The sequence below is a fragment of the Pseudomonas sp. GM80 genome, assembly GCF_000282515.1.
Classification (GTDB): Bacteria; Pseudomonadota; Gammaproteobacteria; order Pseudomonadales; family Pseudomonadaceae; genus Aquipseudomonas.
On sequence record NZ_AKJD01000043.1, the window covers coordinates 155,963 to 182,166 of the forward strand.

At 51.9% G+C, this 26,204-nt stretch carries 21 protein-coding genes; 13 read left to right on the forward strand and 8 right to left on the reverse strand.

From position 1 onward, the window contains the following. Positions 1-296: 296 nt before the first annotated feature. The 6 genes from PMI37_RS06175 (at position 297) to PMI37_RS06200 (ending at position 8,488) form a co-directional block, all read left to right on the forward strand. Complete coding sequence (locus PMI37_RS06175) at positions 297-1,127, forward strand: hypothetical protein (protein ID WP_008079094.1); 831 nt, start codon at positions 297-299, stop codon at positions 1,125-1,127. Positions 1,128-1,637: 510 nt separating this feature from the next. Next, positions 1,638-3,410, forward strand: a complete 1,773-nt coding sequence (locus PMI37_RS06180; protein ID WP_157173074.1) for a hypothetical protein — start codon at positions 1,638-1,640, stop codon at positions 3,408-3,410. Between the two features lie 68 nt (positions 3,411-3,478). Continuing rightward, a complete protein-coding gene (locus PMI37_RS06185) occupies positions 3,479-5,779 on the forward strand; it encodes a hypothetical protein (protein WP_008079096.1) in 2,301 nt (766 codons plus the stop codon). Next, positions 5,776-6,312, forward strand: a complete 537-nt coding sequence (locus tag PMI37_RS30915; RefSeq protein WP_008079100.1) for a hypothetical protein — start codon at positions 5,776-5,778, stop codon at positions 6,310-6,312. The genes PMI37_RS06185 and PMI37_RS30915 overlap by 4 nt, the downstream gene beginning before the upstream one ends. Next, the gene (locus tag PMI37_RS31170; protein WP_157173075.1) at positions 6,287-7,681 is read left to right on the forward strand and encodes a tyrosine-type recombinase/integrase; all 1,395 of its coding nucleotides are present in this window, start codon (positions 6,287-6,289) and stop codon (positions 7,679-7,681) included. Before PMI37_RS30915 ends, PMI37_RS31170 begins: the two co-directional genes overlap by 26 nt. A gap of 96 nt (positions 7,682-7,777) precedes the next feature. Beyond that, entirely contained in the window at positions 7,778-8,488 is a 711-nt protein-coding gene (locus tag PMI37_RS06200; RefSeq protein WP_045123014.1) for a hypothetical protein, read from the forward strand. Between the two features lie 84 nt (positions 8,489-8,572). Here the strand turns inward: PMI37_RS06200 and PMI37_RS06205 are convergent, their stop codons facing one another. Beyond that, on the reverse strand, positions 8,573-10,333 hold the full coding sequence (locus PMI37_RS06205) for a UvrD-helicase domain-containing protein (protein WP_008079106.1): 1,761 nt from the start codon (positions 10,331-10,333) through the stop codon (positions 8,573-8,575). Then, on the reverse strand, positions 10,330-12,114 hold the full coding sequence (locus PMI37_RS06210; RefSeq protein WP_008079108.1) for an ATP-dependent nuclease: 1,785 nt from the start codon (positions 12,112-12,114) through the stop codon (positions 10,330-10,332). Before PMI37_RS06210 ends, PMI37_RS06205 begins: the two co-directional genes overlap by 4 nt. 529 nt (positions 12,115-12,643) lie before the next feature. Between PMI37_RS06210 and PMI37_RS06215 the strand changes: the two genes are divergently transcribed. Then, positions 12,644-13,255, forward strand: coding sequence for an FMN-dependent NADH-azoreductase (locus tag PMI37_RS06215; RefSeq protein WP_008079110.1), 612 nt, complete (start codon positions 12,644-12,646; stop codon positions 13,253-13,255). A gap of 236 nt (positions 13,256-13,491) precedes the next feature. Beyond that, a complete protein-coding gene (locus tag PMI37_RS06220; protein ID WP_008079112.1) occupies positions 13,492-14,529 on the forward strand; it encodes an alpha/beta hydrolase family protein in 1,038 nt (345 codons plus the stop codon). Between the two features lie 92 nt (positions 14,530-14,621). On the opposite strand, the gene PMI37_RS06225 is transcribed toward PMI37_RS06220, so the two are convergent. Both PMI37_RS06225 and PMI37_RS06235 read right to left on the reverse strand, forming a co-directional pair. After that, positions 14,622-15,809: an MFS transporter gene (locus PMI37_RS06225; RefSeq protein WP_008079114.1), complete on the reverse strand. Its 1,188-nt coding sequence runs from the start codon at positions 15,807-15,809 to the stop codon at positions 14,622-14,624. Between the two features lie 209 nt (positions 15,810-16,018). After that, the gene (locus tag PMI37_RS06235; protein WP_081500496.1) at positions 16,019-17,605 is read right to left on the reverse strand and encodes an ABC-F family ATPase; all 1,587 of its coding nucleotides are present in this window, start codon (positions 17,603-17,605) and stop codon (positions 16,019-16,021) included. 381 nt (positions 17,606-17,986) lie between these two features. Between PMI37_RS06235 and lpxO the strand changes: the two genes are divergently transcribed. Then, positions 17,987-18,886, forward strand: coding sequence for a lipid A hydroxylase LpxO (lpxO, locus tag PMI37_RS06240; RefSeq protein ID WP_008079126.1), 900 nt, complete (start codon positions 17,987-17,989; stop codon positions 18,884-18,886). Between the two features lie 196 nt (positions 18,887-19,082). On the opposite strand, the gene ku is transcribed toward lpxO, so the two are convergent. Continuing rightward, complete coding sequence (gene ku, locus PMI37_RS06245; protein WP_008079127.1) at positions 19,083-19,937, reverse strand: non-homologous end joining protein Ku; 855 nt, start codon at positions 19,935-19,937, stop codon at positions 19,083-19,085. Positions 19,938-20,127: 190 nt separating this feature from the next. Here ku and PMI37_RS31175 point away from each other — a divergent pair, with 190 nt between their 5' ends. After that, positions 20,128-20,469 (forward strand): hypothetical protein, encoded by a 342-nt coding sequence (locus tag PMI37_RS31175; protein ID WP_008079129.1) that lies wholly within the window; start codon positions 20,128-20,130, stop codon positions 20,467-20,469. A 52-nt stretch (positions 20,470-20,521) separates the two neighbouring features. Continuing rightward, positions 20,522-21,667, forward strand: coding sequence for a PQQ-dependent sugar dehydrogenase (locus tag PMI37_RS06255; RefSeq protein WP_008079131.1), 1,146 nt, complete (start codon positions 20,522-20,524; stop codon positions 21,665-21,667). 107 nt (positions 21,668-21,774) lie between these two features. Here the strand turns inward: PMI37_RS06255 and PMI37_RS06260 are convergent, their stop codons facing one another. Beyond that, on the reverse strand, positions 21,775-22,875 hold the full coding sequence (locus PMI37_RS06260) for a GNAT family N-acetyltransferase/peptidase C39 family protein (RefSeq protein WP_008079133.1): 1,101 nt from the start codon (positions 22,873-22,875) through the stop codon (positions 21,775-21,777). A gap of 92 nt (positions 22,876-22,967) precedes the next feature. Between PMI37_RS06260 and PMI37_RS06265 the strand changes: the two genes are divergently transcribed. Beyond that, on the forward strand, positions 22,968-24,542 hold the full coding sequence (locus PMI37_RS06265) for a RimK family alpha-L-glutamate ligase (RefSeq protein WP_008079134.1): 1,575 nt from the start codon (positions 22,968-22,970) through the stop codon (positions 24,540-24,542). A gap of 7 nt (positions 24,543-24,549) precedes the next feature. Further along, positions 24,550-25,473 carry a magnesium transporter CorA family protein gene (locus tag PMI37_RS06270; RefSeq protein ID WP_008079136.1) on the forward strand — a complete coding sequence of 308 codons (924 nt, stop codon included), beginning with the start codon at positions 24,550-24,552 and terminating at the stop codon, positions 25,471-25,473. Between the two features lie 143 nt (positions 25,474-25,616). Here the strand turns inward: PMI37_RS06270 and PMI37_RS06275 are convergent, their stop codons facing one another. Further along, complete coding sequence (locus PMI37_RS06275) at positions 25,617-25,952, reverse strand: DUF2834 domain-containing protein (protein ID WP_008079139.1); 336 nt, start codon at positions 25,950-25,952, stop codon at positions 25,617-25,619. Positions 25,953-25,989: 37 nt separating this feature from the next. Beyond that, positions 25,990-26,204 (reverse strand): hypothetical protein (locus tag PMI37_RS32195; protein ID WP_238552689.1); only part of this gene is annotated, 215 nt, incomplete at its 5' end.

The following is a 26,204-nucleotide window of genomic DNA, read 5'->3' on the forward strand; positions in this document are numbered from 1 at the left end:
ACGGACATAAAGTTATTTGCACTCAGGCATGAGATGAGCGAAGACGCGATATATATAATAAAAGAACAATTATCAAAAATGTTTTTGATGCTGACATCTCAAGAGGTTTAGGTTTTTGATTGCTCTTGTGGTTGGAAAAGTCGATTCGAAAAAAAATATTGACGACATTCAGAAGTTGGTCTCTTCTAACACAAGCAAAGTGTGCCTGAAGTAGAAGAAGTGAAAAACGTTCGTTAACTCGATGTGAGACAAGGTAATCATAGGTGCATCTATTGAGCACACGATGAGGAGGTTGCATGCTCTCGTACGAACACATTCTGAGTGTCCCAATGCGAAAGCTGGACTTAAATTTTTGCACTGAACTTATCGGTAAAATTTATTGTGATAAGATTGCCCAAGTTCGCTGTATCCAAGCTATACATATATTCGATTCGTTTTTCACTGTCATAGATCAGGCGGAGTCGGATCTTCCGAACACTATGCTAATGGCAGCGTTCGTTGGGTATATGGCGACAGATACGGACATCTCTAAGCATTTTGCTTATGAAATACTTCAGCAAGTATGGGCTGTTTTTGAAAAGCTAGGATTGCTTGAAGCTAATGGTTTTAAAGAAGTTCAGAAGATGAGTATGGATGTATGTATAAGCGCCTATTCCCGAGCCGGTCCTGCAACAAAGCTTTTAGAGCGATATAGCGGACACAAAGTTGTTAGTCGTGACAATGAAGAATTCTTTATTGATCTCATAGAAATAGATCGTAGTTTCGGAGAGCCATCAACAAGTTATATTCATAGCCTGATTGTTCCGTATGCAAAAAATCTAAATTCTTATGAGATTAAGACTAATGTCGCGCTAATATCGGCAATTATTAGTGGGTTGAGTCGGCTGACGACTTGCCGTGATTTGCGAAGAATCAAGCTATCTCCAGCTAGGAGTGGAATGTTTATCGGCGACCTGAAGCGCGCTTCTTTGCTGCAAACGCAGAAGGCAGGCTTGCCTCCTCACTGCATCGAATTAAATTGGATTTTCATACGTGACGTAATAGAGGGTTTTTTCTTTCCTTCAGGAATACTTCGAAGTTCATTTGCAAGCAAAAGATTGCTCTCAACGAGAATCAATGATTTGTAAATACAGCCGCTTTTAAAAAAAGGGTTCGCTATGATATCTACTCGGTGGATTACAAACTTTCCATTGGCAAAAAAACATGAGGTTTTTGTCGTTCGTATTGTAGCCCTTATGAATGGAAAAAATCAGTCTTTTAAGTCTAGGTATAATGTTTCATGCAGACTTTACTGTGCGTATCTAACCATCATCGGAGTTGAGATTGAAAACGGCTTTTCCGATTACCTTGTACGAGGATTTAAGGGGTTTCTTCTTTCCTGTACGGATGCTAACGCAAACTGCATTAGATCTTACCTGTTGGCTATATGTAACTTGCTTCCATATATGGGGCTAAAAGCTAAGTACTTCCATATTAACAACTCTCAGCATGAAAATGAAAACTGCATAGCTATATACAATAAGTCTGAGAGGTCGGAGGGGTTGATTAGATATTACAGCGGGTGGCCCGTTCGATCTTCAGACGGAAAAGTTCATCAGCTCAATTTGATTAAAGTTCATAACGTATTCGGCGCTCCCATGGCTGTTTTTTATCATCAGAAAATAGCTAAATACGCTAGAACCAAAATATCTGAAACGTTCGCGCAAAAAAATAGGATTATTTTAAGCGTTCTAGATCACGTTTGCGATGTTTTGCCCACACATGAATCATATGCACTTTTACAAATTCCTCTTGAGGTAAACAATTTTTTCGAAGAGATGCGTGGAATGTATTTGATTGAATATTTGGCGAAAAATAAAAGGTCGGCTGACATAAGAAATTTCGAAAAGTGGTGGGCTACAGTGTGTGTTGTCATTAAGGATTTTTTCGTAGCATGGGAAATCATCGCCGAGCCGCTTTACGACATCTGCAAAGGCCGAGCTGCAAACGTTTTAGTAAAAGGTAACCTCAGAGCCGCGCTACCAGATAAGTACGTCAGATTGCTAACGCCTATGCCACTTTGGTTAGCTGACGAAAAAGTGGCAACGAAACTTTTCGCAGATATCGTTGGCGATTATGACAATGTTATTAGTGTTTGTCGTGCAACTCGTATTGAAATACTTGCTGCTTACCAGGGGAGAATTACGGCAGCAGCTAGTGGTGTAGTCTCCAATGCCACCAGTACGCGCAGGGAGCGTTGTGTGTTTGAAAATCGCTGTGCTACTTGGCAGGTTAATAACTACTACGTGTTAGATGGAAAATCTCGTTACGCGTTATATGGTGATCACCGTGGATTACCCAAGGAAATGGCTCTTTTAACGGCTTCCACATTGCTGCCATTTTATTACCTGCTTGTCAGTGAACATCTTGAGATCACTCCGTCATGGCTTCTCAACTTCAAGTTATACGATAAGGAAGGAAACCTATATGGACTGCAAGATAACGGAAGAAGGGCAGTTAGCGTTAAAGGAAGAGCGCGCAGAGAGCAGGCGATAGTGCTCACACCATTTGCGCAACAGCTTTTTCAAGAAATACTTATGTTGACGAAGCAAGCAAGAGAATACATGCAAGCTAAGGACAATGATGACTACAGGTATCTCTTAATTGCGGCGGATCGCGTCAGTGAGCCTGCTCGCGTTCAATTGATAGCCCCAATCAACTCTTTGATTTATCGATCATCGAAGTTTTATAAAAATTTGATGAAGGAGTTTTCTGAAAATCATCAGGATACATCCATGATCAAAAGGATAACCCTCTCAAGTGTGCGTAAAACTGGAGCGCTTAAAGTGTACCTTCTTACTGGTAGGGTTCATATGATGTCCGCTGCATTAGGGCATGCAAAATACAAAAAAGATTTGCTGAAGCAGTATCTTCCAGAACAGATAAGGATGTTTTTTATGCATCGATGGGTGCGCATCTATCAAACGGCATTAACCTTCGAGGCGGTACGCGGTAGAGATTGCATGCTTGAGGCTTTGAGCCTTTCGAGTATGGAGGAAGCTGATGTTTTTTTCAAAAATCACGGACTCAAACCGTTGCCAAAATTCCTCCGGGTCGGAACTTATGGGTTGCCAGATAGTTTTGAAACACAACAAGAATCGACAGAGAAAATCATCGTCCCAATCTCCACTGAGGTTTGCACGGTACTAATAACAATGAGTCATGTCGTTGATAAGCTCAGGGCTGGAGGGTTGACTATTACTGAAGACGCAGAGACATGGTATCAAACCGCTAAGTTTATAGATATATCGATAGGGTTAAGTAGTGAGGGAAAAATAGATGGTATTTCAGATGAGGCGAGCAAAATTTTTCGGGAGGCGAAGTATTCCCATCAGTTAGGTTCGAAATTTGAGGCCTTTCTTTCTCAGTGAGCCAGATCTTTTCATGGTGAGCGTAAATAACGAGTCGGGTAACTTACGCCATTAGGAGTGAATCGTTCATGAACAAAGATGGACCCAATAACGCCAATTTTGAAGTAGATGTCGAGCAGCTTAAAGTGCTTCTTGAGCAGACGAAGGTACTTCCATTAGGGGAGCGTCGATTAGCTATACGAAAAATTATAAATATGGGTATTACTGGGGAGGCAAGCATTGACACTCCTCCGTGGATCGAAGATGGCGCAAATTTCCTGGATAATATTTGGCCGTGTAATTTTGGCGCCCATAGGGGTACTGACTATCGAAAAATAATTGATTTCAATGTGAGTCTTTCTAACGGATCACTGTTGACCGATTGCGTAAACCACAAACTTCTTAAGTGGATTAAAACTTTCATCTGTGTCCAAGTGCATCCAAGGTACAACGGTGGAACTCGGAAGAAACCCACATATGAAGTTCAGCAAGTAATGCTGGTCTTGCAATTTTTTGATTGGCTGCTCATGAATGACGAAATATTCAATATCGGAGAGTTTGGACTCAGCCAAGTCACCACAGATAACATCAAAAGTTATTTGATAAAGAACACTTCGCCGCCGATTTCAACTTATCTATATGACTACCCTAATCGGCTAGCGAACTGGTTAAGAAAGCAGTTTAGCAGTCTTACCGAAGAAGATTTTATGAATGCAGCCGTTATTTGGGAGGGCATCCATAATGTCCCACCGATGGCAGAAAGAATAACTGATCTTAATGATTTTGAAGTGGTCTGCGCACGAACACTTATGATCAAGCAGGGTTGGTACGTCAAGGTATATGACTCCATACGTTTCAACAGCAAATATTTCGTATCGTTGGAGTATAAGGATACTTTGCATGGCGCAAATCTTGTCGTTACTCCGCCTGTAGAACTCTGTTCCTCTGCGTATTTTCTCCGGGAATATCCGGCCATTCCAGTAACAGCGCCGACAGCTAGGGGAATTGAAATAACTACTTTTCGGGCCTATGTCAGGATGATTAAAAAAATAGCAATTGTAGATGCTAATTACTGCGATGGTGTGATTGCAGCAACTAAAGTTAATGGCATAAACGCAAAAAATTTGTATGCGCAAGTTGTGCAAAAGAGCCGCGGAAGATTTGTTACACTCCCTGAGTCCGTCACTCTTGATTTGCTGGGCGACTCCTTTGATTTTTTTTTCCAATACGCTCAACCAATTTTCAAATGCATGCTAGATGTCTTAGGGTGGGGGCAACGTCTCATATTTCGTCAGTATATGAAAATGGATCAGATTGGAGAGGCCACGACTCGATTTATTACTCCTGAGCTTCGTCAGTTGGGTGTGACAACCTGGTCGATAAGGCAGCTCCGCAATAATCCAGAGCTTTATGCGCAATTAAGGAGTGGTAAAGGTTTGAATGAGTGCTATCACACTCTCGTTGGTGCAATGCTCGTGATTATCGGAAGCTTAGCTGCAAGGAGACAGTCCGAAATCATGCTCCTTGAGAAAGAAACATGCCTATTACCTTTCAAGAATCCTTATCTGCCTGAAAACGCGAATGTAAGTTATTGCCTCTACTATAAAGTTGCGAAAACTGGCACGCGAGAAGAGAGAGAAAGCAACACTGCCGGTATTACCTTGGCAATGGCCAAGATAATCTGGCAGTTTATTGAGTTTCGTGATGGCTGTGAGAAACTTGGCGTAATTGGCGAAGATGGTCCGCTAATTTTGTCAATCGCGAGATCTCTGGAAGCGCGTCCTCTAATCCCGATCAGTTACAATCGTTGTCTTGATACGCTTTGCGATTACGTTCAAACCCCTGTCATCAATTTGAATGGTGTTCCGTCAAGATACTATATCCGGCAACACCAGTTGCGCAGGTTTTCACTGTTGGCGTTTTTTTATGGTTCCGCTTCTGCTAGCCTAGAAAATCTACAATTGCTCTCGGGGCATTCAGATCCTCGCCATATATTCGATTATCTTACGGAGCCAATGTCAGGGGTAATCATTCGTTCGGCAAAGGCAGAAGTTATCACAAATTTCATTGTTAGTGATCGACATGATATTGAAAACCTAGGATTAGTAAAAGCTCATCTATTAAAAAAATTCAGCGTGGAGAACATCACACTTAAGACGTTGAATGAAATAAAAGAAGATTATCAGGGCTTGGCTTCTGAAGGAATAGTCACTCTCAGCTTAAGTGATGCAGATATTGAGGCGCAGTCTTTTCTGTACCGAAATGCTTTGCAGCTTATTGAAACGAAAGTTATCGATCTTCGGCCAGATTTCTTTTCATATACAAATGCACAAGGAGAAACGATCGACACCTATAAAATTGTTATCAGGATAGGGGAGGAGGGCTTGTGAAAGGCGCGTCCAGGCAAAGTGCCGCCAACGTAGTAACTTTGCTTTATGAAATAATCGATAAGCCCGGCAGCTATTTGGAGGATCCCAAATGGACGTTAATGTTAGCCACTCAAAGAAGCCTCGCAGAGTTCACTTGCTCGGAGCTTGAGATTTATGGCTGCTCGCTAAATACGTTTAAAAAACTGATGTCTACGACAGTGGGAGTGGGGTTTCATGGCGTAAATGCTCTCCGTGCCAGAGCCAGGTCCGCGATAGAAGGCACTAAAAAAAAGGAATCCTCGCGTAAAATTAGTTCGAGAAGAAACTACGTGGCTCAAATCAATGAACTGAAGTTGCAAATTCAAGAGCAGAATACATGTTATCAGCAGTTGGTTGTAGTGATCAGCAAGTTAAAAGTACTAGCTAAGGACCTTGCGCTGAATGAAAGCATCGTGAGTCGCCGACACTATTGGGAAAAAGAATCTAAGGATATTGATATGCTTGTTCTGTACGGTCGGAGTAAAGATGATGAGAAAATGGGCAAAGCTCCATAGTAATCTTCCAAAAGGCACGCGCATTGCTACAGGTGTCTATATAGACGCCACATTATTAGTAAAAGATGCAAGCGGCCTACCTTGCATGCACTTTCCCGATGGCACGCTGTGTTACGAGGCGAATGCTTATTTTGTACATGGCCTGATGAGTAAAGCACTCTCAATGCGAAATAAAGGAGGATCGGCCAGTCAGTATGCTTTTGCTCTGAGTGAGTTGGTTAGATATGTATTTTACAATCGTATCAGTTTTTTAGAAATCACAAATACTCGCTTTGAGCAATTTATACTGTCGTTAGGCGTTGCTCGAAATGAAAAAGGTTCAATTCGAAGAAATAACGAAACCATAAGGGCTATTGGATCTCGCGCATTGGACTTCTTGGCGTTCGTAGGGGAGCATTTTGGATATGAAATGTTGGTCGGAAAAAATGGAATAATCAAAGGTTTTCGCATTGAGCCGGGCGACCATGAAATTATTCGTAATCGGGGATTTGGAATTTCTTGGTATCATCCCTGTTTTCCAGACCCTTCATCAGCTACTCACAAAGCTAGATATCCAGTAAGTGATGACGATATCAAAGCGCTGAAGAGCATACTTCCAAAATTCACTCGCAGTCTTAGTCGCCGGTACTCCACGCTCTTATCTGTGCTTGAGCACACTGGTGCAAGAATTGACGAGGCATCTTGTATGTTGGTGCCTGATATCGTGGAGGCCTATAGGAAGGGCGATACGGAGGTGTCGATTAGGGTTGGGACGCTAAAAAGGGGAGACAACCACACACGTCTTGTGCCGGTTCCCAAGGTAATAGTCTCTCAGTGGATTGACTACATTGACACGACTAGACGAAATATCGTCACGGGAAATTTAGGTGTTGGGTTTGATCATGGTTTTCTTTTCATTAATCAATATACGGGTGCGCCGATTAGCGTTGATACACTCAAGAATGATATCAACGATATCAAAACTAAGGCAGGTATCACCGGTCAAGCCCATGCTCATTTGTTCCGCCACCGGTTTATTACCGAAAAACTAAAGATGCTAATAATGAGATATGATTATGAGAATCAAGATGCTTTCAAAAGAGCATTAATAGATCCCATGACGCTCAAACAGCAGGTTCAGCAATGGACGGGGCATAAGTTACTTGAATCTTTGGATCCTTATATTCATCTCGCGTTTAAAGAAATTGCACAGATGGGTAAGTCTGTGAAATCCGCGCTTTTTTTTGAATCAGTCAGCGCTGCTTATAAATATATGGAGGACGCTAGGCTAGAAATGGAAAGAGGGGGAATTGGTGAGGATGAGTACCGAGTTCGTGTGAAAGCTGCATGCATAAATATGTTTTCATTAAAGCCTGGTACGCTTGATTGATTAGTGATGAATCTCCATCCGGATTTTATGTCGGATCAGTTGTGAAACCACACGCGGCTGTCCGATAATGGCGATTTGATTTGTCTGGTGCTCGTTATGGATTTTAAACGTGGTCGAGACAGCTACGCATACCCATGCGTAGGTCTCGCGATGGAAGAAGGGACAAGAGCTTTTGTTAGCTTTCCCACAACCATGAAACTCGATGAGTACCATCGCACGCTTCTCCGTTCTAAGCAGGATGAGAAAGCTCTTTTGGGCTACCTCAGCGTGCTTTACTGGGGTCACTACAGCGGAGCCGCAGGTATTGTAAAGGCGAACCGTGCGTTAGCAAAAACCACTTTGGCAGTTGATGGTCGTGATTACGTCCGTAAAGGGCGACGTCAAAAGATTCGTGGACTGGTAGATTTTCAACCTGGTGAGGCAGTGGCCGTCATACGCTGCGCAGTTGACGAGATTGATGCGGGACAGTTCGGAAAGGGAGTCAAAACGCTTTGTGCGCTACCTCAGCTCCAATTCGCGTTTGCATCGAAGCTCGCGGCGTTCATCGCGCCAGACAAATGCGGCGTGATCGATTCCGTGATCGTTGAAAACAATCCGAGCTTGGGGTTTGCGTTGAGCGGCGGATACATCAGTGGTGCCAAGGGCAATTATTCTCTGTACCAGAAGTATTGCGAGCAGCTTCAAGGGACTGCTTCTTCGCTAAATGAGCAGGGCGAAACGGCTCGTTGGCTTGATCGTGACGGACAGACCTACGCTTGGCGAGCGATAGATGTGGAGCGGGCAATGTACGCCCAGAAAAGCGCCTAACCCTGGCGTAATTCTGCGGGAGCAGGCCAGCGTTGAATTGGTAATTATTCAAGTTTCTCACATGAACACGCTGGTGCTGTTCGCTTAAGGTAACATTTGTACACCCATCGACCCTAGGAACGGGCTTGGTGGGTTGTTAAACCTATCCGTCTCACACACGTACATCAGAAATTTCTTCGCTCTCGTCACACCTACATAAAACTGACGTTTTTCTGCCTCGATGTCAGTCGCTTTAAAGTGAGGAAACGTCCCTTTCTTCATTCCGATTATCGCTACGGCCTCGTACTCCCGTCCCTTAGCGTAGTGAATCGTGGATAGGTGTAATGCGTTGCTTGAATCAGCGAATATCCCCAAATCGTCGATAGTTAAAGCGCTCAGATCGGCGTTCTGCTTTTGCATGTCGGCCTTCATTTCCTGTACTGACGCATAAAGCATCTTTGCCTGCTGATCGCTTACAAACTCCGAATCTCGGAGTATTTCGCCGGTGCGAATCGACATTTGATCAAGCCATGCAATTGCGCCATTTGATACCTGAGAAAGACGGTAAGCTTCCCGCAGCAATCTTATAAGTACCACTCGGCCGCCATGGGAAAATACATCTGTCCCGTATCCTGTGAGATCCTGCACCGTATGAAACAGTGCGCGCTCTAGCTGACGAGAGCCTTTACCGGAGGTGCTTGTCAACGCAAAACAGAGCTGTTCAGCAATGTGAGCGAAGAGCCGCGAACGTCGGTATGGCCTAGCTCCTGGTCCAACGATCGGGATATGCGCAGCCCTTAATAGGCGTCCAAGGTTATAGAGGGAGTTCCAGTCCTTCGCTAGTACAGTGCAGTCACCTATGGCGATTCCTGCCGCAGCAGCGCGCGGTAAAAACACTTTCGTTATTGCGTCGAAAACACTGCCGCCTCGAACCAAATCAGGCATCAACGCGAAATCTTTATTAGGTCCTGATGCCACCATGGGTGGAAAACGAGGAAAAAGCTTCTCTGCGTGGGAAACGATGCGTTGGCTAGAGCGGAAATTCTCAGAAAGCGACAAGCGTGTCTCTGCCCCAATATGCTCCCCGAATGGCTGGACGAGTTCGGGACGGGCACCCGCAAACGCGAAGATTGATTGAGCAATATCCCCCACGCAGAAGAAAGACGAACGCCCAGAAGCATGGAGTAGTTTTAAAATTTCTATTTGCAGCGATGTCGTATCTTGGAATTCGTCAACTAAAAACCACTTGTATCGAGCGCCTAGAGATTTTGCAATCTGTGGTTTATCTCGTAGTAGCTGGTACGCCACATAGATAATACTGCCGAAATCCGTGTAACCCAGCTCAGTACACCTCGCCCAAAAATGCGGTGCTGCCGCTTTTACGGTGCGATTCTCCGCAGCCATCCCTATCAGCTGGCCGTCTGCGTCGACTCCGATACTTTCAAAGGCGTCATAATCCTCGCGCGTAACGCCGGCACCCCCTGCCTGGGCAACTGCATAACGGCAAATCGATTCAAAATCTTCATTCTCGCGGGTTAAAATTTTCGCCGTGCCCTTGAATCCAGGCATCAACCAGCCGTATGGGCGAACAATTTCGTTTAGACAAAATGAATGGATCGTTGAAATACTGAAAAAACGATCGTCGCCAGCCAACAACTGCTCTCGGGCCCTACGCTCGATTTCCTGAACGGCTGAGTTGGTATATGTGATGCAACACAACGCCCGTGGAGAGTCGCGAACGTCCTCCACCTCGGTGACCAGCTTTGCGATCAACGTTCTGGTCTTCCCGCTCCCAGGGCAAGCAGTCAGAAGAAGATTTCCAGGATGTTTGATGGCAGCGAATTGTTCTACTGTGAGGTGGCTCATATTTCACGTAACCATTCTACTGCTCGAATAACGTATGCAGGCAACTCACCAGCTAGGTGAGCATGGCGGGCAGCGGTCTGCGCAAATCTCGCCTTTCCAAATCTTTTCGCTGTTCGAAGGATTTGCGCTTTCAGTGCATCTGGAATCGGTCCACCAACCAGAATTTGGCCTTCGATCGCTCCCAAAGCCTGAGGTGCGCCAAGATCTCGAATCGTTTCGGCGAGCATCTCTAAATTTCCGGGAAGGGTGATCTCGCGTTCGAATGTGGTTGCGCCTGCAAAGGAATGGACGTAGGGACCATGTAGAGCAGAGAGGTGGATATTTATAACTGGGTCGTCTCCCGGGAATAGAAGCTCCGGCACTAAATCAGCATCAGCGACAATTGCGCAACGCTTCGGGAGACCGCCGACTGAGAACAGCCGCGCGAAAGCGCCGAAATGCACTCCGTGAATGGCGACAAGCGTTATACCCTCACGTTCTAAATCTATCTTCAGCACTTGTTTGATGAGTGGTGGCAACAACAGCAACTCTGCGGCTCCTTCCACGAGCATAACGCGCCGGGCGAACAGTAAGTTTGATTTGGTTGAGTCGAGGTACCGTTCTAGATCGAGCTGATCGTATGGTGTCAGTGCCGGAATGGATCTGACAGTACCGACGTAAGGCGGCAATCCTGGCTTGTGCGTGAACATCACCAGTGAGGAGAGGGGCGCTTTTGAGGTCACTTGTGTGCTGTGTGTCGTCGCTATTACCTGAAAAGGCAACTCACGCAAGGCTTCAACCAAGGTTGCTTGCATTTGCGGATGGAGATGGGCTTCTGGCTCTTCAATGAGAATAAGCTCGCCAGACGACTTTCCTCCCGCTGCTCGTTTTCGGAAGTGTTCGATCAATATCGCTATGTAGAGGATGTTGTTCAGTCCAAGCCCGTTTCTGCGTGGCTCAAACTGAGAAAATGTACTGCTCGAAAGTAGAACGATCAGATTACGGACGATCGCTTGGAACGTTGGAGAGGAAAGACCTAGGTCGACATCGAGGCTGAATGCAGGGCCTGTGATGCTTTTTAGGGAATTATCGATAGCTTCAGCGACGGCTTGGATAGTTGGAGATGCTTCGATTTGAGCATTGGCTGCCATCACAGCGTTTATGAGTGCTTGTTGTTCCGCATCTGATATTCCGCATGATTCAATCAGACGAGTAAGCAAGGATCTTCGGTTCTGCTGTAATTCGGCTTCGACGTCTCGTAGTGCTGGTAAGAAGACCACGAGGTAAGACTGAAGGTATTGGAGACCCACAGGGGTTGCTCCGAAATCTGCGTTTTCGACATTCCAACTAATCGCTGTCAGGTCTACAGCCGAATTTCCTCCTCCAAACAGCTCCCAACCGAAATCTTCCAATGTGAGTGCGTTAGTCAGATGTCCAATGGAATGAAGCTCACGAAATTTTTTCTTGGGACGGAAACGGTAAAAAATTCTCGCCCGATCCGGCCCGATCTGCGTTCCGTGAAGAAGAGCCTCTTCGTTTTCATTCCCCTCGAATCCTGAGAACTCTATGCCTACAAAGACCTGGAAGGGGAACGATTGGATGATTGAGGAATGGATATCATCTTTCAAGAGCGCCCTGTAACTGGAGGAAAGGCCTACGTCCAAACACAGCCGCAGAGCGTGAATGAATGCCGATTTTCCAGTGTTGTTCTCCCCGATTACTAGCGTTGTCGCATCGGTCAGCAACACATCGACACTTTGGAGAGAGCGGAGGTTTTGGATGACTACTCGACTGATACGCAAGAGAGACGATCCTTGTTTGAGGTTAGGGGCTGAAAATCCTATTTTCGTAGCCTAGCTCAAACCTAAAGACATCACTCATTGACGCTTTCCTCGCCAAGGGCTGCTATCTACACATAGAAAGCGGGCGACATCTCGGAGGTAGCCAAAAACCTATTGGTCTGTTCATCGACAGATGTCAGGAGTGAAAGCAACTCTGCCCACTCCCAATCAAGAGATTGAATGATGTTCTTATAGGTTTGAAACGTAACGCCCTATGATCTTGCTGGTCATCAATAATCTGAAGACGAGGAAAGGATATTTCCCATAGGTTACAGGCACCTAGAACGGGTGGGCGGCCTGTACTGGATTCTGACAATTTTCCAGGATATTGGTAACTCTAACAAAACGTTGAGGTCTTGCATGGCTGAAATCCAACTGTTCTATCAATGGGACAAACTATCGCATTTCAGGCGGCTAATCATCCATTGGTTTCTTGCGTAGGATTGTCTCCATTCCGTCGCCACCGGCGATTCATTCCAGGAGATTCCACATGAAACTGCTGCATATCGATTCGAGCATTCTGGGCGACAACTCGGCTTCCCGTCAGTTGAGCAGCGAAGTCGTCAAAGCCTGGCAAGTCGCCGAGCCAAGCGCTGTCGTGACTTACCGCGACCTGGCAGCCGACGCCATCAGCCACTTCTCGTCGACCACTCTGGTGGCGGCCGGCACCACTGCCGAACTGCGCAACGCCGCGCAGCAGCACGAAGCCGAACTGAGTGCTTCGACCCTGGCCGAGTTCATCGCTGCCGACGCCGTCGTCATCGCCGCACCGATGTACAACTTCACTGTGCCGACCCAACTCAAGGCGTGGATCGATCGCGTTGCCGTCGCCGGTCAAACCTTCCGTTACACCGAAGCCGGCCCAGAAGGCCTGTGCGGCGGCAAAAAAGTGGTGATCGTGTCCACGGCTGGCGGCATCCACGCCGGTCAGGCCAGCGGCATCGCCCACGAAGAATACTTGAAGCTGGTTCTGGGCTTCCTCGGCATCACCGACATTGAAATCGTCCGTGCCGAAGGCCTAGCGTACGGCGACGAAGTCCGTAACAACGCCATGACCGCTGCTCAGGCGAAGATCAGCGAGCAATTGTTCGCCGCCGCGTAAGGCTTGCGTAAAGAACAGCTGAGGTTCAGGTAATACCCAAAAAACTCTGTATTCTGGTTCTGCAAGGGCCGAATACGGAGTTTTTTGTTTCTGACTGTTACATAATCTGGCCCGGGTTATGCAGTCAAACGATCAGCGTCTGAATGCATTGTCGTACCGCAGCGCCGAATCCCCGGCGTTTCTGGCCCGCAACGCAATGGATCTTTCGATTGAGTAACAACAGGGTGGGGCATCCGATGATGCGTCTTTGTGCAACGTTACTGATTTGCCTGATCGGCAGCCTGAATTCAGTGCAAGCTGCGCCGGGGCGACATCCTGTCTGGAGCGTCGGCTACCACGAGATGACGTTCCTCGATCCGCTGGACCTGCAGCCGATGCGGGCCATCGCGTTCTATCCCTCAAGCGATCGCGAGCACATGAGCCTGCTCGAAGGCTATTCCGTCGAGGCCGGCGAGGACACCAAGGTCGCGATCGGCCGCTTTCCGATGCTGATGCTCTCGCACGGCAACACCGGCACACCACTGGCCTTGCACGACCTCGCCACATCGCTGGCCCGCAAAGGCTTCGTCGTGGTCGCGGTGATTCATCCCGGTGACAATTCCAAGGATCACAGTCGGCTCGGCACCTTGAGCAATCTGTACGGGCGGCCGATCCAGATTTCCGAAGCCATCACCGCAACCCTTGGCGACCGCATGCTGGCGCCGTACGTCAACCCCGAACAGGTCGGCGTGATCGGTTATTCCGCGGGCGGCGAGACCGCGTTGATTCTGTCCGGCGCGCAGCCGGACCTGGATCGTCTGCGGCGTTATTGCCAGGAACGCCCGGATGACCGTGACGCCTGCAACACCCAGGGCGAACTCATCGTTGATCGCGACGATTTGCAACCGGTGGCCGATCCGCGCGTCCATGCGTTGCTGCTGATGGCGCCGCTGAGCCTGAAGTTCGGCCGCCACACCCTGGCCGACGTGCATGTGCCAGTGCTGCTCTACAGTGGCGATGGCGACAAACTCGTCGCGTTCGACAAAAACGCCGCTGCGCTGGCGCGCAAACTGCCGACCGCGCCGGACTTCAAATTGCTGGCCGGGGCAGGGCACTTTGTGTTCATGGCGCCGTGCAATGAAGAGCAGATCCGCGCCATGCCGGCGCTGTGTACCGACGCTGACGGTGTCGACCGCGAAGACATCCACCGCAACCTCATCTCCGAGGCTGGACGCTTCTTCTCCCATGCGCTGGGCCAAGCGACACGCGCCGGCATGCAGACTGCCGATCAATAGATCAAAAGATCGCAGCCTTCGGCAGCTCCTACATGATCTGCGCTATGCCCATGTAGGAGCTGCCGAAGGCTGCGATCTTTTGACTTTGCTTTTCAGTTCGTGGCCCGACGCATCAGCAGCAACGTCAGCCCCAGCCCGATCACTGACAACAAAGCCGCACTGAAGAAGATCCACGAATACCCCAGGTTCAGCGCCACCGCGCCCATCAGCGGCCCGGCAATCGCCAGCGCCAAATCGAAGAACACCGCATACGCTCCCAGTCCCGAGCCACGGCTGGAACTCGGCACCTGCTTGATCGCCTCGACCCCCAACGCCGGATACACCAGCGACAGGCCAAACCCGGCCATCCCCGCACCGATCAGGGCGAACGCCGTGGACGGCGCCAGCCACAGCATCACCAATCCGACCGTTTCGATGCTCATGCAGGCGATCGCCGAGCGGAAACCACCAAAGCGGCTGATCGCGGAAATGAACAGCAGTCGCGACAGGATGAAGCACACGCCAAACACGGTCAGGCAGTAAGCCGCACCGCTCCAGCCGCGGTTGAGGTAATAGAGGGTGATGAAGGTGGTCAGCGTGCCGTAACCGATCGAGGCCAGGGTCAGACTGGCGCCAAACGGTGCGATCCTGCCGAACACTGCCCAAAACGGCAGCCGTTCGCCGCGAATCACCGGCACCGACGGTTTGTTGCGAATCAGCAGCAGCGCGCCCGCCGCCAGTACCGACAGCGCAATACCGAGGCTGGTGAAACCGTAGTCGGCCACCATCACCACACCCAGCGGTGCGCCGATGGCAATCGCCCCGTAAGAGGCGATGCCGTTCCAGCCAATCGACTTCGCAGTGTGTTCGACACCAACCTGGCCCATGCACCAACTGATCGTGCCGACCCCGATCAAGCCTTGGGCGATACCGAGCAACAAGCGTCCGGCAATCAATATCAGCAAGCTGGTCAGCGGCAAGCTTTGCAGCAACGTCGATACCAGCGTCAGCGCGCCACTGAGCACAATGCCCCATAAGCCATAAATGATCGCCCGTTTGGTGCCAATGGTGTCCGACATGCGCCCGGCCATCGGCCGACTGAGCAGGGTGGCGAGGTACTGCGAGCCGATCACCAGCCCGGCGATGATCGCGCTGAAGCCCAATTGCTCGTGCACATAACCCGGCAACACCGCGATCGGTAAACCGATGCAGAGGAAGGCAATAAAGGTGTAGAAAACGATGGAGACGATCTGCAGGGTGATCGCCATGGAGCTTTGCGGTGGCAGTTGCTGCGCAGACATGAGGACTCGTTCGCGGGCGGCGGTGGGAGAGTTCGCATCATGGCTTGGGTGTTGGATAAAAGAAAGCAGGCTAACGATCAAAAGATCGCAGCCTTCGGCAGCTCCGACAGTAGGCCCCATGTAGGAGCTGCCGAAGGCTGCGATCTGTTGATCTTCAAAACCAAAAAGCCCCGTCACATGGACAGGGCTTTTCAGATTGCAGCAGCGTTTTAGAACACGACGCCCTGGCTACGCAGGTAGTCATCGTAGGTGCCGCTGAAGTCAGTCACGCCATCCGGGCTCAGCTCGATGATGCGCGTGGCCAGGGACGATACGAACTCACGGTCGTGGCTGACGAAGATCAGCGTGCCCGGGTAGTTTTCCAGCGCCAGGTTCAGCGCCTCGATCGATTCCATGTCCAAGTGGTTGGTCGGTTCGTCCATGATCAGCACGTTCGGCTTTTGCAGGATCAGCTTGCCGAACAGCATGCGACCTTGCTCACCACCGGAAATCACTTTGACCGACTTGAGGATCTCGTCGTTGGAGAACAGCATGCGGCCCAAAGTGCCGCGAATCATCTGCTCGCCCTGGGTCCACTGACCCATCCAGTCGAACAGGGTGACATCGTCTTCGAAGTCGTGCGCGTGATCCTGAGCGTAGTAGCCCAGTTCGGCGGCGTCGGTCCACTTGACGCTACCGGCATCCGGGGTCAGTTCGTTGACCAGGGTGCGCAGCAGGGTGGTCTTGCCGATACCGTTCGGGCCGATGATCGCTACGCGCTCGCCGGCTTCAACCTGGAAGCTGAAATCCTTGAACAACGGCTTGCCGTCGAAACCTTTGGCCATCTTTTCAACCATGACAGCCTGACGGTGCAGCTTCTTGTTCTGATCGAAGCGGATGAACGGGCTGACGCGGCTCGAAGGCTTGACCTCGGCCAACTGAATCTTGTCGATCGCCTTGGCACGCGAAGTGGCCTGCTTGGCTTTCGAGGCGTTGGCCGAGAAGCGGCTGACGAACGATTGCAGTTCGGAAATCTGCGCCTTCTTCTTGGCGTTATCCGACAGCAGTTGCTCGCGGGACTGGGTCGCCACGGTCATGTACTCGTCGTAGTTGCCCGGGAACAGGCGCAGCTCGCCGTAATCCAGGTCAGCCATGTGCGTGCACACGCTGTTCAGGAAGTGACGGTCGTGAGAGATGATGATCATCAGGCTGTTACGCTGGGTCAGGATGTTTTCCAGCCAGCGAATGGTGTTGATGTCCAGGTGGTTGGTCGGTTCGTCGAGCAACAGCACTTCCGGATCGGAAAACAGTGCCTGCGCCAGCAACACGCGCAGTTTCCAGCCTGGCGAGACTTCGCTCATCGGGCCAAAGTGTTGCTCGATGCCGATACCCAGGCCCAGCAACAGTTCACCGGCACGCGACTCGGCGGTGTAGCCGTCCATCTCGGCGAATTCGGTTTCCAACTCGGCCACGGCCATGCCGTCTTCTTCAGACATTTCCGGCAGCGAGTAGATGCGATCGCGCTCGGCCTTGACCTTCCACAGCTCTTCGTGGCCCATGATCACGGTATCGATCACGGTGAATTCTTCGTAGGCGAACTGATCCTGGCGCAATTTACCCAGACGCACGTTCGGCTCGAGCATGACCTGGCCGGCGGAAGGATCGAGGTCGCCACCGAGGATTTTCATGAAGGTCGACTTGCCGCAACCGTTGGCGCCGATCAGGCCATAGCGGTTACCCGCGCCGAATTTGACCGAAACGTTTTCGAAGAGCGGCTTGGCGCCGAACTGCATCGTGATGTTAGCTGTAGAGATCAAGAGTTTTTCCTGCGAAGCATTCTGAGTAGCGAGGGTGCGGCTGGAGCGCTTGGCCCGAGTCAAAGTGCGCTGAAGCGGGGAGGTTCCCGTCATCAACCAAGGGGGGCGCGTAAAGTTTGGCGGCGATTGTACTGGTCTGGCTCTTTAAACGATAGGGCGAAGACGCCGCGGACGCCGATTGGCGCAAACACGGGACAGTTTTTCACAGATGAGGGTTCACTATCGGTTACAAAGTGTGGCTAAAATGCCATGCATATCACCCAGCGCCTTCAACCGCGTGGGCTCAAGGACGTGCCATTTGTATTCAGACCTCTGCATAAGACGCCAGGCCTTGGGCCATCAGGCGCGCAGTTTGCTCACTTCTGACGTGTGACGATTTCCGTGAAACTCATCATTGCTGCTATTTATGTCATTTCCATTGCATACGTTCATCTTCGTGGCCGTGTGCGCCACAAACTCGGCCGGCAATTGAGCGATCACTCGACGTTTCTGGCGCCGATCAACTGCTTTCTGTACCTGTTCTCGAAAAAGCCGAACAAACCTTACCTCGACCCGGCTGACTTTCCTGATTTGAGCCCGTTGCAGGCACATTGGCAGGAGATCCGCGAAGAAGGCCAGAATTTGTTGCGTGCCGGGGAGATCAAACGCTCCAACCAATACGACGATGTCGGTTTCAATTCGTTTTTTAAAACGGGTTGGAAGCGCTTCTACCTGAAGTGGTACGGCGACAGCCATCCGTCGGCGATGAAACTGTGCCCGCGCACCACTGAACTGGTGCAAAGCATCGGCTCGATCAAAGCGGCGATGTTCGCCGAATTGCCGCCGGGTTCGAAACTGGTTCGTCACCGTGACCCATACGCCGGTTCCTACCGGTATCACCTGGGTCTGGAAACGCCGAACGATGAAGGCTGCTACATCAATGTCGACGGTGAGAACTATCACTGGCGCGACGGTGAAGCGGTGATGTTTGACGAGACGTTTATCCATTACGCGGAAAACACCACCGACAAGAACCGGATCATCCTTTTCTGCGATATTGAACGTCCGATGAAGTACCGCTGGGCGGCGGCGTTTAACGCCTGGTTCAGCCGCACCGTGATGTCAGCGGCTGGTGCGCCGAACGATGCCGGGGACCGTACCGGCGGCATTAACCGCTTGTTTACCAAGATCTACAAAATTCGTCTGCGTGGCAAAGAGCTGAAAAAGCGCAATCGCAAGCTGTACTACATGGAAAAGTGGGCGATTTTCGGTAGCTTGCTGGCGATCTTCATTCTTATCTGATTCCTCGACCTGATGTGAAGATCATGATCAAAAGATCGCAGCGTGCCGCAGCTCCTACAGGATCGTTCAAGGCATCTGTAGGAGCTGACGAGTGAAACGAGGCTGCGATCTTTTGATCTGTTGTTAAGATCAGAATCAACAGATCGCAGCGTGCCGCAGCACCTACATTGAACATCACTTTTGCACAGACAAGCTGTCAGCTACCTGACGCTTTCTTCGTTCTCTTCGCCGGAGCCGCCTTGGCCTTTGGCTTCGCCGCCGCTTTCCCGCCCAGGCTGCGTTTGAGCAGTTCGGTCAAATCGATGACATCAGCCGATTTGCGCTCTTCCTCGCCACCCACCGTTTCGACATCCTCGATCTTGCCTTCATGGGCCTTTTTCTCCACCAGCGCCATAATCTTGTCTTCAAACTCGTCGTTGTAATCTTCGGGTTTCCAGTCGCCGCTCATGTCCTGCACCAGACGTTTGGCCATGTCCAGTTCACCCTTGGCCAACTGTGGCTTGGTCACTTCAGTGCCTAAATCCAGCTCATCCAGGCCGCGAACTTCCTGTGGCCAGCGCAGCTTCACCAGCACCAGCGCCGACTCCAGCGGCATCAACGCCGCCAGATACTGCCGGGTATGCAGCACCACGCGGGCGAGGGCGACCTTGTTGGTTTTGCTCAATGTTTCGCGCAACAGTGCGTAAACCTTGCCGCCGCGCTTGTCGGGCGCCAGGTAATACGGCGTGTCGATGTTTTGCAGGGGGATCTGATCGGCGTCGACAAAGGAAAAGATGTCGATGGTCTGCGTTGAAACAGGGTGTGCCGAGCGAATTTCCTCTTCGCTGAGCACCACATAGCGACCCTTCTCGTACGCCACACCTTTGACGATGTGCTCTTTGGTGACCTCCTTGCCGGTCACCTTGTTCACGCGTTTATAGCCCACCGGGTCCATGCTGCGGCTGTCGAGCCAATCGAAATCCACGCCATGGGACGACGTTGCCGACACCAGTGCGACGGGGATGTGTACCAGTCCAAAACTGATCGCGCCTTTCCAGATTGCCCGAGCCATCGTGGTGTTCTCCGAGTGATGATCGGATGACCCGCCATGACGCGCGAAAGTTTCCGCTGATTGCGTTGGCTCGCGGCAGCTTGGTCAAGTCGTGTTACATGTTGTTTAACGCCTGTGACTTAACAAATCCGAACCCTGCGCGTAGCGTGGACTCGAAGGCTCCATCCCACGCGCATCGAGAGGCCGCTCCATGAACCGAATTCTGCTTGTCCTCGCTGTTCTCGCCCTCGGCGCGGGTTGGGCTCAGGCGGACGTCATCCAGCCTGCTTCTGCGCAGTTGCTCGCCCAGAGTCCCACAGGTAACAGCAATAACCCCTACAACAGCCCAATTCGCCGGGCCAACCCCAACAGTATGCAAGGCACCCGGCCGAGCACGCCGCCCGTGCGCGGCCCCAATACGGTGCCCATGCCGCGCCAGCCCACCGTCGACAACCGTGGCATCGGTAATGGCCAACCGATTCGCTCGGTACCGAATACACCCCCCACCTTTATTCCCAATCCACCTTCACGGAGCAGCGACAGCAACCGATGAACGCCAGGACTGAGGTTCTGCCTGTCTTTTAAACGAACAAAAGGAATCGTGCATGTTGCGTAAAACCCTTCTAGCCAGTCTCTGCGCTGGTGCGCTGATCAGTGCCCCGGCATTCGCCGCCGCCCCTAAAGAGTTGCAAAGCGAACAAGGCACCCTCGAAGTCACGACGATCACCCAAGGGCTTGAACATCCCTGGTCGCTGGCCTTTCTGCCCGATCGCCAAGGCATGCTGGTGACGGAACGACCGGGCAACCTGCGGGTGGTCGGGGCTGACGGCAAACTGTCGGCGCCCATCAATGGCGTGCCGAAGGTCTGGGCCAAGGGGCAGGGCGGCTTGCTCGATGTGGTGCTGTCGCCGGACTTCAAGCAGGATCGTCTGATTTACCTGTCGTACGCCGAAGGTGGCGGTGCGGGTGACAAGGCCGGCACGGCGGTGGGGCGTGGGCGACTGTCGGATGACCTGACGACACTCAAGGATTTCAAGGTGATCTTCCGTCAGGAACCGAAGTTATCGGTCGGCAATCACTTCGGCTCGCGTCTGGTGTTCGACCGGGACGGCTATCTGTTCATTACTCTGGGTGAAAACAACGACCGCCCGACGGCGCAGGATCTCGACAAACTGCAAGGCAAAATCGTGCGGATCTACCCGGACGGCAAGGTGCCGGACGACAATCCCTTTGTCGGCCAGACCGGCGTACGCCCGGAAATCTGGGCCTACGGCATTCGCAACCCGCAGGGCGCAGCGCTCAATCCCTGGAACGGCACGCTCTGGGAAAACGAGCACGGCCCGCGGGGTGGCGACGAGGTGAATATCATCGAGCGCGGCAAGAACTACGGCTGGCCACTGGCAACGCACGGCATCAACTATTCGATGCAACCGATTCCGGAAGCGCAGGGCAAAACGGCTGAAGGCACAGTTGCACCGCACCATGTGTGGGAGAAATCACCGGGCGTCTCGGGCATGGCGTTCTATGACAGCGATCGCTTCAAACCGTGGCAACACAACGCGTTTGTCGGCGCATTGGTGACGCAGGAATTGATCCGCTTGCAGTTCGATGGCGACAAAGTGGTGCATGAGGAACGTTTGCTCGGTGAACTCAAGCAGCGGATCCGTGATGTGCGGCAGGGGCCGGATGGCTACCTCTATGTGCTGACGGACGAGGCCAAGGGTTCGCTGTACAAAGTCGGCCTGAAATAACCAGCTCCTGTGGCGAGGGGATTTATCCGCGATTGATTGCGCAGCAATCCCCGCTTTAGTAGGCCGCTGCGCGGCTTATCGGGGATATATCCCCTCGCCGCAGGATGCTAAGCGTTGCGTGAAAACAGTGTGACGGCAGCGCGCAACTTGCCTCGGCCAAAGCGGCACATTTTCTCGAATTCGCCATGGCTGACCGGCACATGCTGGCAGTCCATCGGCTGTCGGTGCTGGCTGTGATCAACGTCCGGGTCATGCAGATAGACAAAATCCGCATCACAGTCGGTGACCATCACCCAGTGCGGCGATTTGGAGCGTGTCAGCCGATAGCTGCTGATCAACACCAGCGGTTGCCCACCGGCATCAAGCATGGCCGGCAAATCCAGTGGTGCAGCGATCAGCGTCTCGACATCCGTCTCTCCTAACTGCGCGGTGAACTCCTCGTGTACCAGGCGCATGACGTCTTTTTTATGCATATCGCGTACACCGTCAAGAAACAAAGGTCCGGCCATGCTCAGTTGTAAACTCACCTGAAACCCGCGTCGCCAAGCCGCGAGCGCCAAACCCTGCGGGCTGCATCCGCCATGGCCCGAGGTCATGAACACCGTGGTTGCCTCGCGCCAGATTTGCAGCTCTTCGCGTCGCTCCAGCAAGCGCTCCGGGTGCAGCGCGCCCATGGCCATCAACAGACAGGCCGGGCCACAGGTGAAATCGGTGGTTTGCCGGTAATAGGGCACTTTGATGCTGCGCGAATCACGGTGCTGGAGAATACGTTTCTCCAACCGCAAGGCGTCGGCGTGGTCTTCGTAGTAATCGTGAACCAAAGCGAAGCGCCGGTAGCCATTGCCTTCGTACAACGCAATCGCGGCGGGGTTATCGGTACGCACCTCCAGGCGCAGATAGGCGCAATCGTGCTCCAGCGCGCAGGCCTCGATCCGTTGCAGCAATTGCTTGCCCAGCCCGGTCCCACGCGCGTCAGTGGCAATGGCTATTGAATAGAGCCGCGCCAACGATGTGCCGCGATGAAACAACACCAGCGCATAACCGAGCAACTGGCCGTCATGCTCAGCCACCAGCAATCGCCCGTGGGCACGATTAATCATCCACTGGAAACGGCGACGGGTCAGCCTGTCCGTGGTGAAACATTGCACTTCCAATGCCAGCAGTGCGGGCAAGTCTTCAACTGATGCCGGACGAAAAACAGTACTCATATGACCACCGTAAAAGTTGCGTAACGAAACGAGACTTTCGAAAAACTTCGTGCTTAATAGAAAAGGTCTTGTTCTCCAACGGATCAATCTCTATGTCAGCGGTACAGGGTCATTGGCGCGAAGTATCCGAGCAAAGTTTGCCGGCGGCAACTTATTTAAATCCAGCAGTCAGAGCCTCCAGTCGAGTGCTGATCATTGTCGAGCGCAAGGAAGATTGGGCCTCCTACTTTCCCAGCGAAGACATCATCACTGCACAGCAATACCTTGAGCAAAGCCGTGACAGCGAGGCGGGCAAGCGCGTGCAGGTGATCAACCTGTGTCGCAGCTACAAGTACCTGGGGCACGGCTATTACTGCTCGCTGCTGGCCGAAGCGCGCGGGCACAAGGTGATTCCGTCCGTGCGCACGATCAGCGAACTGACCAAAAAGTCACTCTACGGACTGGCGCTGGATGATCTTGATAAAACCCTGGAAAAGGCCCTCAGTCATAATCTTTACAGCGATACCGAGGGCTTCACCTTGACACTTTATTTCGGTCGAACGCATATCGAACCTTTGCAGGATCTGGCCCGACAATTATTTGAAGTGTTTCCCTGTCCGATACTGTTAGTTGAGTTTCGCCGAACTAACGGTTGGCACATCGAAGGCATTAAGTCCGGTGCGCTGCACAAGTTGCGCGACGATCAGGAAGATCAGTTCGCCCACGCGCTCGACGGCTTCAGCCGTAAAGTCTGGCGAGTACCGCGCTCGCCACAAGTGGCGCGGTATGACCTGGCCATTCTTCACGATCCCCAGGAAGCGTTGCCGCCCTCCAACAGCAAAGCGCTGGAAAACTTCATCCGCGTCGGCAAGACCATGGGCATCGATGTCGAGTTGATCGAGCGCAAGGACTATGCGCGGCTCGCCGAGTACGACGGCTTGCTGATTCGCGAAACCACCAGCGTCGACAACCACACCTACCGTTTCGCCAAGAAAGCCGAAAGTGAGGGGCTGGTGGTCATGGACGATCCGACGTCGATTCTGCGTTGTACCAACAAGGTCTATCTGACCGACCTGCTCAACAGCCATCAATTGGGCATGCCCGCCACCGAAATCCTCTACAAGGAGCGACCCGAGGACTTCGAACGGGTCGGTGAGCGCCTCGGGTTTCCCTTGGTACTGAAGATTCCCGATGGCTGTTTCTCGCGCGGGGTGATCAAGGTCGAAAGCCAGCAGGCGCTGCTTGAAGCGACCGCCGAACTGTTTGAACACTCGGTGTTGTTGCTGGCTCAAGAGTTTTTCTACACCGAGTACGACTGGCGCATCGGCGTGCTCAACCGTAAGCCGATCTTCGCCTGCCAATACTTCATGTCCAAGGGACACTGGCAAATCTACAACCACAAAGCCAAGGGGCAAGACGTCAACGGCGAATGCCGCACCCTCGCTGTCCATGAAGCCCCGCGTGCGGTGGTTGAGTTGGCGGTGAAGACGGCCAATCTGATTGGCGACGGCCTCTACGGCGTCGACCTGAAACAGGCCGGCGACAAAGTGGTAGTGATCGAGGTCAACGACAACCCGAACCTCGATGCCGGCATCGAAGACGCCTATTTGCAGGACGATCTGTATTCGCTGGTACTCGAGGAGTTTGTACGGCGCCTGGAGTTGAAACGGCGCGGACAGGCCTGGTGACGCGCCGATGATCAACAGTTTTGCATTGAGCCACGGCGCTTTGCAGCGGGTCGAGCGACTGGATGCCGAGGTGATGCTGTTCAGCAACCCCGACGCCGCCGAGCGCGAGTTGCTGCACAGTCATTTCAAAGTCGATGAACACGCACTGGCTTCGGCGCTGGATCCCGACGAAGTGTCACGTATCGAGTTTCACCCGGATCACTTGTTCCTTATCTGGAAACGTCCGGAAAATTATTCCGGCGGCGGCAGCCTGGCCTTTGAAGTGTCGTCCTGTGGCTTGCTATTCGCGCCGGGGCAATTGCTGGTGATTGCGACCGACGACACGCCTTTGCATGGTCTCGGCACCCGCCAATCGTTAAACACGCCGCTGGATGTTTTGCTCGACCTGCTGTTCAACAACATCCATCACTACCTCGGCCACTTGAAAGTGATCAAACTGGTCGCCCGCGAATTGCAGCAGAAATTCAATGCGTCGATGCAGAATCAGCACCTGGTGCAGATGTTCAACCTCAGCGAAAGCCTGATCTATTACATCAACGCGCTGCACAGTAACGGCGCGGTACTGACGCGCCTGCGCAACCACGCCGAGAAGCAGCATTTTGGCAGTGAAGCGCTGGGTTTGATTGATGACCTGATCATCGAAAACAACCAGTGTTACAAGCAGGCGGAAATCTATTCCACGGTGTTTTCCGGGCTGATCGACGCGCGTGGCAACCTGATGAACAACAGCATGAACAATCTGCTGCGCAAGCTGACGTTGATCAACGTGGTGTTTTTGCCGCTGAACCTGATTGCGAGCATTGGCGGTATGTCGGAGTTCAGCATGATGACCGCCGGGACGCCGTGGTGGGTGTCTTATCCGGTGTTTCTGCTGGTGATGATGGTGGGGGCGGGGGGAATGTTGTTTGGGTTGCGGCGGTTGGCCAGGTGATTTGTGCTGTTCCATCCACCGCCATCGCTGGCAAGCCAGCTCCCACAGAAATTCGGGAGGTCACAACACCCGTGGACACCCTGAATCCTTGTGGGAGCTGGCTTGCCAGCGATAGCTATTTCGTAAGCTCTGCATGATTTTGATCAGCCCGCTTGCGTTACGTCCACCGTTTTACGCCGCTGCTGAACCCCACGCACCACCAAATACAACAACGGCCCGATCGACACAAATACCGCCGTCAGCAACAGGTAGGGCAGCACCGACCAGAACGACTGTCCCCGCGATTTGGCATCCTTGACCATCCATATTCCGGCCAAGGTCGCCAGCAGATAAAGATCAATCACCACCTGCGCGGTGTCGGGCCGCGACATCAGACTGATGCCGAAGTCGATCAGCGACTGTTCAGCCTGGAGCATCACCGACACCGTGTAACCGGTAAAAGCGAGGAGCGCTGTGAGGGGCAGGGCGACGGACATCATGCATTCGATCCTTGAACGGCTGAGTGGAGTTGGCAGATTACAAGCGTATGGCAAAATTGGCCATTGACTTGCCCGCAACGCTCGCGCTAATTTCCAGCACATGAATTCCACCGTACTGCGTTGCCAGCCAAGCATTATTACCGCCATTCCTCATTTGGCGGGCTAGCTCACGACTGCAGCACCCAACCCGCCCTAGAGGCGGGTTTTCATTTTCTGTCTCCAGGTAAAAAACACCCCCTGTAGGAGCTGCCG

Excerpts from the sequence above, each read along its gene's own strand:
- PMI37_RS06175 (WP_008079094.1), top strand. The coding sequence starts at position 297 with ATGCTCTCGTACGAACACATTCTGAGTGTCCCAATGCGAAAGCTGGAC.
- PMI37_RS06180 (WP_157173074.1), top strand. The coding sequence starts at position 1,638 with ATGGCTGTTTTTTATCATCAGAAAATAGCTAAATACGCTAGAACCAAA.
- PMI37_RS06185 (WP_008079096.1), top strand. The coding sequence starts at position 3,479 with ATGAACAAAGATGGACCCAATAACGCCAATTTTGAAGTAGATGTCGAG.
- PMI37_RS31170 (WP_157173075.1), top strand. The coding sequence starts at position 6,287 with ATGAGAAAATGGGCAAAGCTCCATAGTAATCTTCCAAAAGGCACGCGC.
- PMI37_RS06200 (WP_045123014.1), top strand. The coding sequence starts at position 7,778 with ATGGATTTTAAACGTGGTCGAGACAGCTACGCATACCCATGCGTAGGT.
- PMI37_RS06205 (WP_008079106.1), bottom strand. The coding sequence starts at position 10,333 with ATGAGCCACCTCACAGTAGAACAATTCGCTGCCATCAAACATCCTGGA.
- PMI37_RS06215 (WP_008079110.1), top strand. The coding sequence starts at position 12,644 with ATGAAACTGCTGCATATCGATTCGAGCATTCTGGGCGACAACTCGGCT.
- PMI37_RS06220 (WP_008079112.1), top strand. The coding sequence starts at position 13,492 with ATGATGCGTCTTTGTGCAACGTTACTGATTTGCCTGATCGGCAGCCTG.
- PMI37_RS06225 (WP_008079114.1), bottom strand. The coding sequence starts at position 15,809 with ATGTCTGCGCAGCAACTGCCACCGCAAAGCTCCATGGCGATCACCCTG.
- ku (WP_008079127.1), bottom strand. The coding sequence starts at position 19,937 with ATGGCTCGGGCAATCTGGAAAGGCGCGATCAGTTTTGGACTGGTACAC.
- PMI37_RS31175 (WP_008079129.1), top strand. The coding sequence starts at position 20,128 with ATGAACCGAATTCTGCTTGTCCTCGCTGTTCTCGCCCTCGGCGCGGGT.
- PMI37_RS06255 (WP_008079131.1), top strand. The coding sequence starts at position 20,522 with ATGTTGCGTAAAACCCTTCTAGCCAGTCTCTGCGCTGGTGCGCTGATC.
- PMI37_RS06260 (WP_008079133.1), bottom strand. The coding sequence starts at position 22,875 with ATGAGTACTGTTTTTCGTCCGGCATCAGTTGAAGACTTGCCCGCACTG.
- PMI37_RS06265 (WP_008079134.1), top strand. The coding sequence starts at position 22,968 with ATGTCAGCGGTACAGGGTCATTGGCGCGAAGTATCCGAGCAAAGTTTG.
- PMI37_RS06270 (WP_008079136.1), top strand. The coding sequence starts at position 24,550 with ATGATCAACAGTTTTGCATTGAGCCACGGCGCTTTGCAGCGGGTCGAG.
- PMI37_RS06275 (WP_008079139.1), bottom strand. The coding sequence starts at position 25,952 with ATGATGTCCGTCGCCCTGCCCCTCACAGCGCTCCTCGCTTTTACCGGT.